Genomic DNA, 14,291 nt, shown 5'->3' with positions numbered 1-14,291 from the left:
GAGCGGCGGCTATTTTTTATCGATGGGTGGGCGACGGCGTGGCGGCGGAGTAGGAGTATCCCAATTCTCCTTGACGCCAGTCCCTGTTGAATGGAGCCGCGGGCCAATACCAGCCCTGTGATCGAACCAAGCTCGCACGGCGGGCCAGTAGCGGCCGCCGAACATCGGATCGACCCGGGGCAGTCCCTGCCGTTCGAGGATGATCGCGATGGATTTCCACTCGCTGACGCGTCCCGGCCCGAGGACAGCCCGGGCAATATCGACCTCGCAGGGGAACAGGGGCATCTCGGCGCGCGGAGCCATGAGCATCTCCTTCACTACGGATGTGCGTATGGCACATCTGCAGCGGCAGGCCGATGACGGTCAATCGTCGGCATAGTCGCCGAACAGCTCTTCTGCTGCGCCGTCGATCACGTGCCCATCCGACGATATCGGCCACTGTCCGAACCTCTGCTCGGCCACCCGCGCCATGCCAGCGATGATCGCGTCGCCGCCACCGCGGAAATCTCCTCTCCGGAAGCCGGCGGCCCTGGCGCGCTTCCCGAACTCGGAATCGGGATGCTCGAGCAGGACCTCCGCCATCGCCGTGGCCATCGAGGACCGAGGCTCCGGCCAGTGACGCCTTCCTCCCGGCGCCGGGTCGTAAGCCCCCTCCATCAGCTTCGCGAAGCTTTCCGGCTTCAGCAAGAAATCCAGGCTCGCCCGCCATCCACGGTCGTTGTCGCCGCGGAGGAACGGTGAAGCCCGAACTCGGTCCATGGCGATCCGCCAGCCGGCGATCCCTCCGCAGTCCTGCAACCGGGCCTTCAGGGCCAGCCGGCGTTTCCGGCTCAGTCCCTGCGCTTCGGACAGGCCGACCTCGGCCGCCATCCGGTTGAATGCCGCCAGGGCCTCGGCGAGTTCGTCCTGGCGATCCGTCGCGTCGCAATCCGTCGCCGAGGGGGAGGAGGTTCCGTCAGGAACCGATGGGGTAGAAATTGGGGGAGAGTAATTCTTAGGGGGTCTGGGGGACATCTTATCGAGAGGGGGGTCGCCAGCGTCGCGCGATGTCGCGGAAGTCGCGCGACAATCGGCGACCTCGTGCGACACCTGCGACTTTTCCCAGTCGTCTGCCCGGCCGTTTGCCGCCCTTGCTGACTCTCTCTTCCGACGTTGGCGCTCGCGGTCAGCTTCGCGCTTCCGCTCGGCCGCATCGCTCGAACGATCCGGAGGCACTGAGACCGCCATCTCGGCCTCGATGCGGGCGACGGCTGCCACGAGTTCGTCACCGGTGAGGCCGGCGGCTATCAGTTCGCGGAGAGCGGCGGCGATCATGCTCATGAGCCGACCTCCGAACCGACGACAAAGGCGCGCATCGTGCCGAATATGGCTGCCACGTCGTCGTCGCGAGGGGCGATGCCGTCGAAGCCGGCCGGCCCGCTGATGTGGTCCAGCCACGCCAGCATGCCAGCGGTCGTGAGGGGCACGGTGTGCAGCACCTGCTGCAGCGCCTCGACCTCCCGTTCGGAGGCGGCATCGCGCAGGGCCCCCGCTTCGGCGGCGAGAGGCCCATCGTCGCGATCTGTCAGTTCGGCCTCACCCGCCGCGTCGAACGCAGCCTCATGCTCGGCCCGGCGCCGCTGGTGTTCTGCGATGGCGGCGAAGATCGGATCAGCCATGGCTGGCCTCGTCTTCCGATCCGGTCGCCTTGTCCGGTCCCAATATACCGCCGCCTTTGTCTCCGCAGCGGGCGATCCTCTCGAAGTTTGCGCCCACGGCGGTGAGAATTCGCACCGCTCGCGACGACGGCTTCGCTATTTTCCTCCAGGAGCCACAGGGTGGCAGATGGAGCTCGCCGGCGCCGGTGTTGCAAGGGATCACGCGATCGGCGTCGTCTCCCATCTCCGGATAGAGCTCCATCCCGAGGAGGCGCCCTTCCATGAAGAGCCACTCGCGATAGGCCTCCATTTCCGCTCGTGTCGCCGGCCGCTCGACCGGAGCGGTGAACGTCTTCAGGAAGCCGAGTGCCGACCGGACCAGCGCGGGCGCGAAGGCGGATTCGATCTGGGCCAACTCCAGTGCCGCGATGGCACCCTCCAGACTTTGTGCAGAGGGAGCTCGGTTCAGCTCGTCGTCCATCCAGCCGTCGTCGTCATGGCAGCTTTCGGTATTGATCGGCGGTCGCGAGGCGAACTCGGCGCGGGCCTCTCGCCATTGGTCAATCAGCGCAATGACGGGGTCGATGGGCTTCTGGGCAGCAGGCAAGCCGGGGGCGGCTGCCGGAACGGTGGGGTTCGGCATGGGGATTGCTCCAGCGGTAATCAACATTTAATGTTGAGACGCTAGAAGCGTGCGCGGACCCCTGTCAACAGAAAATGTTGAGAAACATGACGCCAGCACAATGCCGCGCCGCCCGCGCTCTCCTCGATCTGACCCAGCCGGCCTTGGCGGAGGCCTCCCAACTCGGCTTGTCCACGATAGTGGACTTCGAGCGAAGCCGGCGCGCCGTCTCTTCCGATGCTGTAGATGCAATCCGCGCCGCCCTTGAAGCCGCCGGCGTGGAGTTCATTCCAGAGAACGGCGGCGGGGCGGGGGTACGGATGCGGGAGCGTAAAGGAGACAGCCGCAAGCGCGATTGAGGGGACGCAGGACCTTCGCCAAGATGCCCGACCGCACACCGTGATCAATGGAGCTTGTTCCGTGAAAGCATCACTGGCCCATATGGAGAAATGGCTAAGTCCACGTCCGGCGCCTTTTCACGAGGTCGCTTCCGGCCCTTGGCCCTACTGACTATGCCTGTTCCCGCACATCCCAAGATCTATCATATCGTTCACGTTGACAATCTGCCTTCGATTGTCACGGATGGATCGCTGTGGCCAGACGTCGTTATGGCACAGCGCCAAGGAATGGCTGTTATTGGAAATAATGAGATCAAGGCAGATCGTTTGAGCCTGCCTGTAAGCTGCCATCTGGGAACCCGTGTCGGCGAGTACGTGCCATTTTACTTTTGCCCGCGATCGGTAATGCTGTACGTAATACACAAAAAGAATCATCCCAACGTCGCTTACCGTGAAGGACAAGGTCCCGTTGTCCATCTCATGGCCGACCTCCACGAAGCTATCGAGTGGGCGGCGCACGCAAGGCGAAAATGGGCATTCACCGACATCAACGCTGCGAATCGCGCCGCTGATTTTTACGATGATGTCGGGCATCTGGGGGAATTGGATTGGAGCGCGATAGGAGCTCGGCAATGGCCGTCATGCCGGGATCACAAGATGGCCGAGTTCCTGATGCACCAAGGATTTCCTTGGGAGCTCGTCCGAGGGATTGGGGTGCATTCGGAGAACGTTGGAAGACGTGCTATGGCGGCGTTTGGGGAAGCATTGCATCGCCCCCCCATAAAGGTGAAGCCGGAGTGGTACTATTGAGGGAGGGATGGCGATGATCGAATTCAGGACCGGCGACATCCTGACGGTGGACGCGGAAGCGATCGTCAACACGGTCAACTGCGTCGGCATCATGGGCCGCGGCATCGCCCTGCAGTTCAAGAACGACTTCCCGGAGAATTTTAGGGCTTACGAAGCCGCCTGCGCGCGTGAAGAAGTGCAACCGGGCCGGATGTTCGTGTTCGAGACGCGGACGCTGACCAACCCGAAGTTCATCATCAACTTCCCCACCAAGCGCCATTGGCGCGGCAAGAGCCGTATGGAGGATATCGACTCCGGCCTGAAGGCGTTGGTCGAGGAGGTCCGCACTCGGGGCATTCGCTCGATCGCGATTCCGCCGCTTGGCAGTGGGCTCGGCGGGCTCAACTGGGCCGACGTGCGCCCGCGCATCGTCGAGGCGCTGCGCGGCCTCAACCACTGCGAGGTGATCGTCTTCGAGCCGAACAGCGCAGCCGCAGAAACCAAGTCCCGAGACATCCCGAAGATGACGCCGGGCCGCGCGGCGCTGGTTGTGCTGATGAACCGCTATCTCGGCGGGCTGATGGACCCGTTCGTAACGCTGCTCGAAGTGCATAAGCTTCTATATTTCATGCAGGAGGCCGGCGAGCCGCTGCGGCTACAATACGCCAAGGCGCCTTACGGCCCCTATGCCGAGAACCTGCGGCATGTGCTACGCGCCGTCGAAGGCCATCTTATATCCGGCTATCAGGACGGCGGGGATGCTCCCGACAAGCAGCTTGAACTGGTGCCTGGTGCCGTCACCGACGCGGAAGCTTTCCTAGCGGAGGACAGTGCCGCCCGCGAGCGCTTCGACCGCGTCGGCAAACTGGTCGAGGGGTTCGAAACGCCCTTCGGCCTGGAACTGCTGGCCACCGTGCATTGGGTCGCCTCGCGCGAACGAGCCTCTGGCGTCGAGGATGTCGCAGCGAAAGTCTACGCCTGGAACGAGCGCAAGCGGCGCTTCTCGCAGCGCCAGATTGGCATTGCTTTCGAGAATCTGCACTCGAAGGGTTGGCTCGCGTCTGACTGATGTCCTCCGCCGGCTCAACGACCGTGCAGCTAAGATCTGTTTGCCTTGAACCTTCCTGCCGCCCTTGTAGCCGCCGGCGTGATCTTCGTGGCGGAGAATGGCGAGGGGCCGGGGGTGAGGCTGAAGAAGGGGACATAGGCCGCCCCTTCAACGGCTCCTGTCCCCCAGCAGCCGCAGGGCGTTGGCGGTGACGAGCACCGTGGCCCCGGTGTCGGCCAGGATGGCCGGCCACAGGCCAGTGATGCCGGCGACGGTCGTCACCAGGAACACCGCCTTCAGCCCCAGTGAGAGGCCGATGTTCTGGCGGATGTTGCTCATGGTCCGCCGCGAAAGGTCGATCATTCCGGCAATGTCGCGCACGCGGCCATGCAGCACCGCCGCATCCGCCGTCTCCAGCGCCACATCGGTGCCGCCGCCCATGGCGATGCCGATGTCAGCGGCGGCGAGCGCCGGCGCATCGTTGATGCCGTCGCCCACCTTGGCGACGACCTCCCCCCTCTGCTTCAGCTCGGAGACGATGCGCTGCTTGTCCTCCGGCAGAAGACCGGCGCGCACCTCGATGCCCAGCGCGCGGCCGATGGCGGCGGCGGTGCGGGGATTGTCGCCGGTCAGCATCATCGTGCGCAGCCCGCAAGTCTTCAGCGCCGCAAGTCCCGCCGCCGCATCCGCGCGCGGCTCGTCGCGCATGGCGATGGCCCCCGCCAGCGTGTCGTCCACGATGAGCAGAGAGACGGTCTTTCCCTCGTCGTTCAGCCCTGTGAGGCGGACTTCGATCTGCGCGTCGAGCGCCACGCGCGCCGCGCCGGCCGCGACGGAGCCGAGGAACACATCGCGCCCTTCAACGAGGCCTGTCACGCCCTTCCCACCCAGCGCGCGGCCATCGCGCGCGGCGGGAATGGTCAGGCCCTCCGCGGCGGCGCGCTCAAGGATGGCCTTCGCCAAAGGATGGCTCGACCCACCCTCCAGAGCGGCGGCAAGGCGCAGCACGTCCTGATCCGGCAGCGCGAGGCCGATGACATCCGTGACCTTAGGGCGGCCCTCGGTGAGCGTTCCGGTCTTGTCGAGGCACACCGTGGTGACCTTGCCGGCTGTTTCCAGCACCGCGCCACCCTTCAGCAGCAGGCCCCGGCGCGCGCCGGCTGAGAGGCCCGAGGCGATGGCCGCCGGCGTCGAGATGACGAGCGCACACGGGCAGCCGATGAGCAGGATGGCGAGGCCCTTGTAGACCCATTCGCCCCAGTCACCGCCCATCAGCAATGGCGGGATGGTCGCAACCAGTGAGCCGATGACGACGACGGCGGGGGTATAGACCCGCGAGAAGCGATCGATGAGCCGCTCCGTGGGCGCGCGGGATTCCTGCGCCTCTTCCACCAGCTTGACCACGCGGGCGATGGTGTTGTCCTCGGCGGTCGCGGTCACGCGCACGGTCAGCGCTGCATCCCCGTTCACGGTGCCGGCGAAGACGTTCGCGCCGACGCCCTTGGTCACGGGCGCGCTCTCGCCGGTGACCATGCTCTCGTCAATCCCGCCTTCCCCCGCAAGGATCGCGCCATCGGCCGCGATGCGGTCGCCGGGGCGCGCGAGGATGGTGTCGCCGACGGCGAGCTGCGCCGCCGGCACCTCCACGAAATCGCCGCCCCGCACCACAAACGCTGTCTTCGGCACCAGCGCCGCGAGCGCCTTGATGCCATCGCGCGCCCGGCCGGCGGCGAAGCCTTCGAGCAGTTCGCCGACGAGGAACAGGAACACGACGGCCGCGGCCTCCTCCGCCGCACCGATGATCACCGCACCCACGGCGGCGATGGTCATCAGCGTCTCGATGGTGAAGGGCATGCCGACGGCCGCGGCCGCGAACGCCCGGCGCGCGATGGGAACGAGACCGACCAGCATGGCGGCGATGAACAGCGGCGTCTGGACCTGCGGCAGGATGAGGCCGGCGAGGAAGGCGGCCGCAAAGGCGACACCGCTGGCGAGGGTCAGCCGCAGCTTGCCGTTGGACCAGAGACCGCCCTCGCCCAATTCGGCGCCATGGGCGTGATCATCGCGGGCAGCGGACGCCGTTCGACCTGGATGCTCGGAATGGTCGTGTCCGGCGTGGTCATGGTCCGTGTGTTGGTGGTCCGCGTGGTCGTGTCCCGCATGGTCTTGGCCCCCATGGCCGTGACTCCCGAGTTCGGAACCGTGATCATGCCCGCAGTCAGCCTCGGGTGCTGAGACCGGAGTCGGCGTGTGTGCCGGCGCGGCATTCGCGAGCGAGAGTCCATAGCCCATGGGCTTCAACCGCGCCGGCAAGGTCGAGAGATCGGCACCAGAAACGTGCCGCACGACCAAGGTCGCCGCCGCCACGGACACGCTCGCCTCCACCACCCCGTCCAGACGGCTTGCAACGGCCTCAATCTTCGCTGCGCAGGAGGCGCAGTCCATGCCCGAGACGCGATAACGGGTCTGAACCTCACGGGCTGTCATGATGCCGCCTTTCCTTGGGTCATGGTGGCAGCCTAAATGCTCTAGCGACTAGAGGAGCAAGTCCCATGGCAGCAGCACCCGTCCCTGCTCACCTGACCATCGGCGAGGCCGCCCGCATCAGCGGCGTGAAGGTGCCCACCATCCGTTTCTACGAGGAGACGAGCCTCCTAGCGCACCTGCCGCGCAGCGAAGGCAATCGCCGGCTCTACGACGATGCGCAGGTCAAGCGCCTCGCCTTCATTCGCCATGCCCGTGAGCTGGGCTTCAGCCTCGATGCCATCCGCACGCTGCTGACCTTGCAGGATCGCCCCGATCAGTCATGCGCGGAAGCCGACGCCATTGCAGGTGCCCATCTCGACGAAGTGCGGCGACGGATTTCTTCCCTCAAGGCGCTGGAGGCAGAGTTGGAGCGCATGGTCCGTGCCTGCGCTCACGGACGGGTGGCGGAATGCCGCGTGATCGAGACACTGGCCGATCACGGCCAGTGTTCTTTCCACGCCGCTCCCGACAGGCTTGGCGCGGACAGGCTCGGGTAGCAATCCCCTCCGACAGTCGGACCCAATGGCGCTAGAGCACAGCCGCAGAGGGTTGGGGCTCACATAGAACAGTCGGGAGCTGGGCGAGGTGGCGAAGGCACGCCCGCTGGCCGTGTTCGCCGGGATCTGGACGCCGGGATGGACCTGCGCGCGCAAGATGAAGACGGGCGTCGAGACCGCGGACCTGTTCGGGTTCCTCACCACGGAGCCAAGCGAGCCGGTCGCCAGCGTCCACCCGAAGGCCATGCCAGTCATCCTCACGGAGCCCGAGGAAGTCGAGATCTGGATGCGTGCGCCGTGGCAACCGGCAGCGATCATCGCGGCGTGGTCGGTTACAACGTCCAGGCGGCCGTCGATACCCGACACCACATCGTCGTCGCCAATGCGGTAACCAACCGCGGTCATGACCGCTCGCATCTGCTGGAGATGGCCACAGCCGCCCAGGCCGAGACTGGCGCTGCCGAAATGATCGCCCTGGCAGATCGTGGATACTATGAGGGCGAGCAAATCCGCGCCTGCGCCGAAGCTGGCATCATCCCGATAGTGCCCAAGCCAAATACCTCACCGGCACAGGCGCGCGGCTTCTGGGGCAAGGCTAGGTTCGTGCACGAGCCGCAGACCGACGCCTATCGCTGCCCCGCCGGTCAACAGCTGCAGAAACGCTTTGCCCGGGTGGAGGGCGGCAAGCTCATCAGCGTCTACTTCAACCAGAAGGCCTGCAGCGCCTACCCATCGCGTTCCCTGTGCACGGCCGGCAAAGAGAAGCGCATCCGACGATGGGAGCAAGAAGCAGTGCTCGATGCCATGGAGCGCAGGCTTCAAGCGATGCCCGAAGCCATGGCGGTCCGCCGCTGCACGGTCGAGCACGTCTTCGGCACCATAAAAGGATGGATGGGGGCCACCCACTTCCGAACGCGCGGCCTCAAGCACGTCGCCACCGAAGCCAGCCTGGCGATACTGGCTTACAACATGAAGCGTGCCATTGCCGTGGCCGGCGTGGCCCCAACACTCAAGGCGATAGCCGGGTGACCGGAGCCGACGCGCGCCATAGAAAAGGCAGCTTGACCGATCAGCCGCGCAGAGTTCTCACACAGCCTCGGGCGCAAAGCGGACGCCCAGAGCCGCTCTTGGCAAGTCCGCTCCTGGCGCCCTCCCGTCGATCGGGCATGGATCATGAATCCCATACGGGAGGATTGCCGATGAACTTGCGTAAGGCCTCGGAAAAGGCCCGCACCTTCGCGCTTGGCTGCGGCAAAGCGCGCAGGAGGTAGATGCCCGCGTTGCCGTCGTTCCAGGGCTCGCCCCCGAGCGGCAGGCGCACGAGCTTGCGGGACTTCACGTCCGGACCGACGACCCAGCTCGGCAGAAATGCGATGCCTAGACCCGCCTCGGCCGCCGCGCGCTGGGCTTCGAAATCATCCGAACGAAAGCTCACGGTTCCATTCCCGGCGTGGCCGGCCGGGCAGCCGAGCACATCGCGCCATGGAAGCCGGCGGCGGGTTCGGCAAGGTCGTGTTGAAGGTCGCGGAGTAGAGTCGCGGAGGAGACTTCGCGCACGTGGGCTTTAGAAGACGGTTGGCTGAGTGTCGGCTTGGTCGTCCATCGCAGTGTCAGCTGTTGGCGCACGTTGGCCGATGGTTATCTGCGAGAAGGCCGAGAGAGCCAAAATGTAGAGAACTCCACCAAGTCTCGAAGACGCCGACCCTGGCTGGTCACCTGGGGAAGGTTCGGACGAGCCGAACCGGTCACACCACCGTTATGGGCCAGAGCCGGCGCCAAACCTCTCCGGGATACCTGGGGACTACACCGGCATTGAGTGCCGACGCATCGATCCAGCCTACGGAAGGGCTGGAGAAACGGTACGGCCTCATCGAGGTTGGAGCAAGGCGCTCCTCTGCCGCCAAACAGCCTGAGCGAGATTGTGGCTGCGCCGCCGAACCTACGCCGCCTGCGCGCAGGCCATGGTGGGTGCGATCCGCGAGGTGGAGGTGGCCTGAAGCTAATCGGCCGGCGTTGGGGAAACCATGCGCCGGCCACGAAGTGCCAGCGCCCTCTCATCTAGCTACCAGACGGCATACGGCTGCTTGACATTGGTGTGGCGCGTTCATCCTCGCGGTAGCAGGCGACGCGGTTTCTACCCGCTCCTTTCGCCTCGTACAGCGCGCGATCCGCCCAAGTCACGAGTTCGGCACCAGACGAAGACGGTTGCGCAAGGGTCGCAGCAACACCGATGCTGACAGTGACCTTGGCGAGAGATGGTTCGCCCGGGCAGGGCTCCATCGAGGCAATCGTCAGCCGCATGCGCTCGGCGAGAAAGCTGGCCCCACCCGCTTCAGTCGCGGGCAGGATCGCGACGAACTCCTCGCCGCCATACCGCGCGGCAAAGTCACCGGGCCGTCGGATGCAACGAGAGATTTCCCTGGCGATCCGAGCCAGCACCACATCACCCACCGCATGTCCGAAACGATCATTGATGCGCTTGAAGTGGTCAACATCGATCAACAGCACCGCAAGGGATGACCGGTTGCGGGCGGCGCGGCGCATTTCCGAACCGAGGGCTAGATCGAAGGCGCGCCGGTTGGGCAATCCCGTGAGCTCATCCGTGACCGCCAGGATTTTGAGTTGTGCCTCGACTTCCTGGCTTCGCATCAGAGCGAGCCGGAGCGCGCGAACGAGGACGATGAGCAACATGCACATGGCCACCGTCAGCGCCGAGGATATCAGGGCGCTCTCCGTCCACTCAGCCATGGCGGCAGCAGGCGAAATGCCGACGGAAAGAAGGAGCGGGAATTCGCCGATGATAGTGTGAAGGTAGTGACGGTCGATGCCATCAAGCTGGGATCGTTCACTGAAAGGCTCGCCCGGCCGTAAGATCATCCTCTGAAAGACCGGGGAGGTGGCGACGTTCAGGCCTGAGTTTCCCGTGTCGTCGGTCGATGGCGAACGAACGATGATGGTTCCGTCGGTCCGGGTGATAGAGATGGCGCTTTCCGGACCGAGGTTTACGGTATCCAGGAGCGATTGGAAGAATGCCAGCCGAAGCGCTGCCAGCACCACCCCTTCGAACGAACCGTCCGGTCCGGAAATCCGCCTGCTCAGGGCGATGCTCGGGTCATTGTCGCGGAGCCGGCTGCGAAAGGGCGCGCTCACATAGAGGCCCGCCTGCCCATTTACCTGCGCCCTGAAATAGTCGCGGTCGGCAAGATTTATCTGGTGAGGCTGTCGCGATCCAGACGCCTCGATGACGTCTCCATTGCGATCAAGGATCACCAACTGACCGAGATATTGGGCGCTCGCGGCGCGGTCGAACAAAACCACTCGCCGGAGTTCAGGCGCGAGGTCTTTCACCCCGTTCGCACTAAAGGCATCTACTGCCCCGCGAACGGACAGATCGATAATGCTGAGGTTCCGCTCAATGTTGGCGGCAATCGTGTTCAGGACATTCTCTGCGGAAATAGATGCCAGCGACCATGTGGCTTGATATGACCGCCAAAGGGTAAGCGCCTGTGCCAGAACGATGACAGCAACGAGTACTGCCACGATGAACGGCACGTAGGCTCCGGCTACAAGACGCCGCATCATGGATCTGCCTGGGCTAGCGGAACTCCCCCTTACCGTCACAAGGATGCACAGTGCCCTGTGAAATAACAACCCTGTCGGTGCTCGCGTAGCACAGGACGAAGGGAGCTTTGCGGGTGGGCGCGGATTCTTTGGTGTATATTTTGCTGTCTGCTCCAAGCACTGACACTGGGGCAGGCGGAAGCCGGGCGGTCTTCCCCCATAGGTCGCCCGGCTCACCTGTCACAGGCGCGGAATTCGCGAACGGGCATTTCTCTGGTAAAATGTTATGTCCATGCCCACGGGCGTCTCCTGAGGGGGCGAACGGGACGACCTTTAGGCGGACGGAGCCGGGCGGCTTGACCTCCAAGTGGCCGCCCGGCTCGCCCCCAAGCGTATTGGGCCCCACCATTCGGAACTCGAGGCTAGCCCGGCGCGCCGATCGGTCGAGGGCTATGGATCTTGAGCGAGACCGGCGCCGAGGCCACGATGATTGCTGTGACAGTCGCCTTTGCTGGCATAGCCCTGCTTACGCTCATGATTACCGCTCAGGGCGGCGAATCATCACTCGGGCATCGACGTACGGGTGTCGATTGAGTCAGGGCCGTGTCGCGAGCCAGGCCAGTGCGAGAGCGCATCCCACCGCGAAGAGAACGGCGGCGCTCAAAAGGGCGATGCCGGTATCCATGCCTTCCCCCGTCGGAACGGTCGGGCCGGCATTTTAGAAAAACGAGGCATTGAGATTCAAGATGGTGGGATGACCCCGGGGCTCACTTTGCTCGCCAAAGGATGCGACCGGCGGCCAGCAGTGCCAGTGCTGCGAGAATGAACAATACTTCATTTGAGGCGGCCATCCGTTGGTCCCGACGATTGCCGGGCAGCGGCAGCGAACAAGGTATGGTTCCGAGGAACTGCCATTGGCGAGCCGCGTTAGAGGTGCGGCGCCCGGCTATTCGTAGTCGAAGGTTTGGTTTTCCAGAGCCTGCGCTGCCGCACGGTCGAGAGTCACGGCATGCGGCGTCTGAAACAACAACTTGGCTCCCGTGCCGAGCGTCAATATCACCATCAGGACGATAGCGACCGTCAGCACCTGTTCGGCGAGCCCCATTGTCCCCAACGGACGCCAACCTCCTCGGGAGCTGGCGGCTCCTCTTATTCCGGGCATCCTGAATTTCCCTCGGCTACGAAGCCGACGACTACAACCAGTTGAACCGTTTTAAAATGCCCAATCTTGCCCGCGCCTGTCGGAAATCCTTCCAATTTTTTCGGACAATCGAGCCGTTTACAGCGATACGCCCTTGTTGAGAGGGTGAACAAGGCACCCGTTCGTTGCCCAGACTGGGCGGCCGGCCTGCTTTAGAGGGGCGCAGGCGCGTAATTGTTGGGGTGGCTCCTTCCCGCATTGTGATACAAGATCTTCGGTCTGCCCGACGCACCATCAGGCCAGATATCGAGCCGGGCGCCATTCCCGCATGCGCGCCCGGCTCTTGCTGCTCTGCTTCAGGTTGCGCTAGCTTGCCGCGCCTGCCACGGCCCAAGTTTCACACGGGCTAGGCAGCCGGACGGTGGACCTCAATCGCCGTCCGGTGCTCTTCTTAAGCACAGCATCGTCCTCGTGGAAGTTGAGGCCGAGCGATCTCGCATTAAGGACTTGGGCCAACGGTGTCGGTCATCTCTGCGTCGCGAGCGCGCCGGCGGTGCGCTGGTTTCACGCGGCAAACCCTCCACCCTTCAGCTTGCGCACAATTGTGGACTGGCTGACGCGCAGATCGCGGGCGGCGGCACGGGTGGTAATGCAGCGGCGCAGGGCGTCCTCGATCAGCGCCATCTCGAAACGGCGGACCTGCTCCTCGAGCGAAGCACCCCCCGCCCCACGGGGCGCGGCGGCAGGAATGGCGAGGTCGCCGACATCGATCACGTCGTGGGACACCGTGACCACGAGGCGCTCCACCATGTTGCGCAGCTCGCGGATATTGCCGGGCCAGTCATGGGCGACGAGGGTGCGAGCGGCGGCGTGGGAAAGCTGCTTTGCTGTGCAATATTGGGCATTGAAGCTGGCCAGTGCCTGCCGCAGTAGGGGCAGAATGTCGTCGCGTCGCTCGCGCAGCGGCGGTACCACCACCGGCACCACATTGAGCCGATAAAAAAGATCCCCGCGGAAGGCACCGGTCTCTACCGCCTTCGCCAGATCGCGGTTGGTGGCGGCGACGACCCGGATGTCGAGCGGAATTGAACGGGTGGCCCCAAGCCGGGCGATGATCCGGTCCTGCAGAACGTGCAACAGCTTCACCTGCATATCCAGCGGCAGCTCGCCGATCTCGTCGAGGAACAGCGTGCCGGTGTTGGCCATCTCAATCATGCCCGGCTTGCCGCCGCGCTGGGCGCCGGTGAAGGCGCCGGCCTCGTAGCCGAACAATTCGGATTCGATCAGGTCGCGGGGCAAGGCGCCGCAATTGATTTTGATGAAGGGGGCCTTCGACCGCGCGCTCTCGCGGTGGACAAATCGAGCGAAGACCTCCTTGCCGACGCCGGACTCGCCGGTGAGCAGCACGGTGGCGTCCGATCCCGCCACGCGCCGGAGCAGATCCGCGATGCGCCGGGTCGTTTCGCCATGAACCACCGGCCCACCGGCTCCCTGCCCTTCCTCGCGCAGCTGCGCCACTTCCGTTTGCGCGCGGGCAAGGTCCCCCCGGATGCGCGACAGCTCGGCCTGCAGCTGGTCCAGCTCGGTGGTGTCGCGGGAATTGATGATGACGCGACGGACCCGTCCGGCCTCGTCGAAGAGCGGAATGCCGGTGGCGAAGATGGTCTTGCCCTTGTGGGTGCGCTGGATGGCGGTGACGCGCTCGCCGGATGCGATGACCCGCGGAGCGATCACCGGGCGGATGATGCCATCGGCCTCAAGATCGCTGACCGGCCGGCCCACGACGTCGGCGGCGCGGATGTCGTAATTCCGCTCGCAGCCGGGATTGACCAGCAACGTGCGTCCCTCGCCGTCGGCCACGAAGATACCGTCGAACGAATTGCGGACGATCTCGCCAAAGTCGCGCTCGGAGAGCGGGGGCGGCTGCGGGGTGTCTCGCGTTGCGCGGGTTCGGCCCATGGCATTTCCTCGATCCGGATTTGCATCAGACGATGCATGATCGGTTCATATTTGTCGATCTGCTTTCCGCAAGATATTGAAATCGCGTGACATCCTGATTGGCACGGCGGTTGCGATCAAGGAGGCGACTCGGTCCCGCGCCGGGTCCACAACAAGATCGAAGGAAACGCCCG

The 14,291-nt window shown here is 64.6% G+C and carries 13 protein-coding genes and 2 pseudogenes; 6 read left to right on the top strand and 9 right to left on the bottom strand.

All coding sequences use genetic code 11. From position 1 onward, the window contains the following. Positions 1–9: 9 nt before the first annotated feature. The 4 genes from EZH22_RS30350 to EZH22_RS30335 are packed head-to-tail and all read right to left on the bottom strand — an operon-like array spanning position 10 to position 2,280. Positions 10–303 (bottom strand): hypothetical protein, encoded by a 294-nt coding sequence (locus tag EZH22_RS30350; protein WP_333473747.1) that lies wholly within the window; start codon positions 301–303, stop codon positions 10–12. Positions 304–363: 60 nt separating this feature from the next. Then, complete coding sequence (locus tag EZH22_RS30345; RefSeq protein WP_203197044.1) at positions 364–1,320, bottom strand: hypothetical protein; 957 nt, start codon at positions 1,318–1,320, stop codon at positions 364–366. Further along, positions 1,317–1,658, bottom strand: a complete 342-nt coding sequence (locus EZH22_RS30340) for a hypothetical protein (protein WP_203197043.1) — start codon at positions 1,656–1,658, stop codon at positions 1,317–1,319. Before EZH22_RS30340 ends, EZH22_RS30345 begins: the two co-directional genes overlap by 4 nt. Continuing rightward, the gene (locus tag EZH22_RS30335) at positions 1,651–2,280 is read right to left on the bottom strand and encodes a hypothetical protein (protein ID WP_203197042.1); all 630 of its coding nucleotides are present in this window, start codon (positions 2,278–2,280) and stop codon (positions 1,651–1,653) included. Before EZH22_RS30335 ends, EZH22_RS30340 begins: the two co-directional genes overlap by 8 nt. A 428-nt stretch (positions 2,281–2,708) precedes the next feature. Here EZH22_RS30335 and darT point away from each other — a divergent pair, with 428 nt between their 5' ends. The 3 genes and pseudogenes from darT to EZH22_RS30320 form a co-directional block, all read left to right on the top strand. After that, complete coding sequence (darT, locus tag EZH22_RS30330) at positions 2,709–3,407, top strand: type II toxin-antitoxin system toxin DNA ADP-ribosyl transferase DarT (protein ID WP_333473746.1); 699 nt, start codon at positions 2,709–2,711, stop codon at positions 3,405–3,407. Positions 3,408–3,420: 13 nt separating this feature from the next. Beyond that, a complete protein-coding gene (darG, locus tag EZH22_RS30325; protein ID WP_203197083.1) occupies positions 3,421–4,455 on the top strand; it encodes a type II toxin-antitoxin system antitoxin DNA ADP-ribosyl glycohydrolase DarG in 1,035 nt (344 codons plus the stop codon). 60 nt (positions 4,456–4,515) lie between these two features. Continuing rightward, positions 4,516–4,593, top strand: a pseudogene (locus EZH22_RS30320) (transcriptional regulator); the annotation flags it as partial. Between the two features lie 9 nt (positions 4,594–4,602). Here the strand turns inward: EZH22_RS30320 and EZH22_RS30315 are convergent. Further along, complete coding sequence (locus tag EZH22_RS30315; protein ID WP_203197041.1) at positions 4,603–6,921, bottom strand: heavy metal translocating P-type ATPase; 2,319 nt, start codon at positions 6,919–6,921, stop codon at positions 4,603–4,605. Between the two features lie 65 nt (positions 6,922–6,986). Between EZH22_RS30315 and EZH22_RS30310 the strand changes: the two genes are divergently transcribed. From EZH22_RS30310 to EZH22_RS30300, 3 genes are all read left to right on the top strand, one after another. After that, positions 6,987–7,457: a MerR family transcriptional regulator gene (locus EZH22_RS30310; RefSeq protein WP_203197040.1), complete on the top strand. Its 471-nt coding sequence runs from the start codon at positions 6,987–6,989 to the stop codon at positions 7,455–7,457. 88 nt (positions 7,458–7,545) lie between these two features. Further along, positions 7,546–7,848, top strand: coding sequence for an SOS response-associated peptidase family protein (locus tag EZH22_RS30305; RefSeq protein ID WP_203197039.1), 303 nt, complete (start codon positions 7,546–7,548; stop codon positions 7,846–7,848). Then, positions 7,755–8,486, top strand: a complete 732-nt coding sequence (locus EZH22_RS30300; protein ID WP_203197038.1) for a transposase — start codon at positions 7,755–7,757, stop codon at positions 8,484–8,486. Before EZH22_RS30305 ends, EZH22_RS30300 begins: the two co-directional genes overlap by 94 nt. A gap of 142 nt (positions 8,487–8,628) precedes the next feature. Here the strand turns inward: EZH22_RS30300 and EZH22_RS30295 are convergent. The 4 genes and pseudogenes from EZH22_RS30295 to EZH22_RS30280 all read right to left on the bottom strand — a co-directional run. After that, a pseudogene (locus tag EZH22_RS30295) lies at positions 8,629–8,940 on the bottom strand (LysR substrate-binding domain-containing protein); the annotation flags it as partial. A gap of 575 nt (positions 8,941–9,515) precedes the next feature. Further along, positions 9,516–11,009: a sensor domain-containing diguanylate cyclase gene (locus EZH22_RS30290; protein WP_203197037.1), complete on the bottom strand. Its 1,494-nt coding sequence runs from the start codon at positions 11,007–11,009 to the stop codon at positions 9,516–9,518. A gap of 955 nt (positions 11,010–11,964) precedes the next feature. Further along, positions 11,965–12,123, bottom strand: coding sequence for a hypothetical protein (locus EZH22_RS30285; RefSeq protein ID WP_203197036.1), 159 nt, complete (start codon positions 12,121–12,123; stop codon positions 11,965–11,967). Between the two features lie 600 nt (positions 12,124–12,723). Continuing rightward, on the bottom strand, positions 12,724–14,118 hold the full coding sequence (locus EZH22_RS30280; protein ID WP_203197035.1) for a sigma-54 interaction domain-containing protein: 1,395 nt from the start codon (positions 14,116–14,118) through the stop codon (positions 12,724–12,726). Positions 14,119–14,291: the final 173 nt, after the last annotated feature.

The sequence above is a fragment of the Xanthobacter dioxanivorans genome, from assembly GCF_016807805.1.
GTDB lineage: Bacteria > Pseudomonadota > Alphaproteobacteria > Rhizobiales > Xanthobacteraceae > Xanthobacter > Xanthobacter dioxanivorans.
Note: the sequence above shows the minus strand (reverse complement) of the source record. Positions and strands in the feature narration are given on the sequence as shown.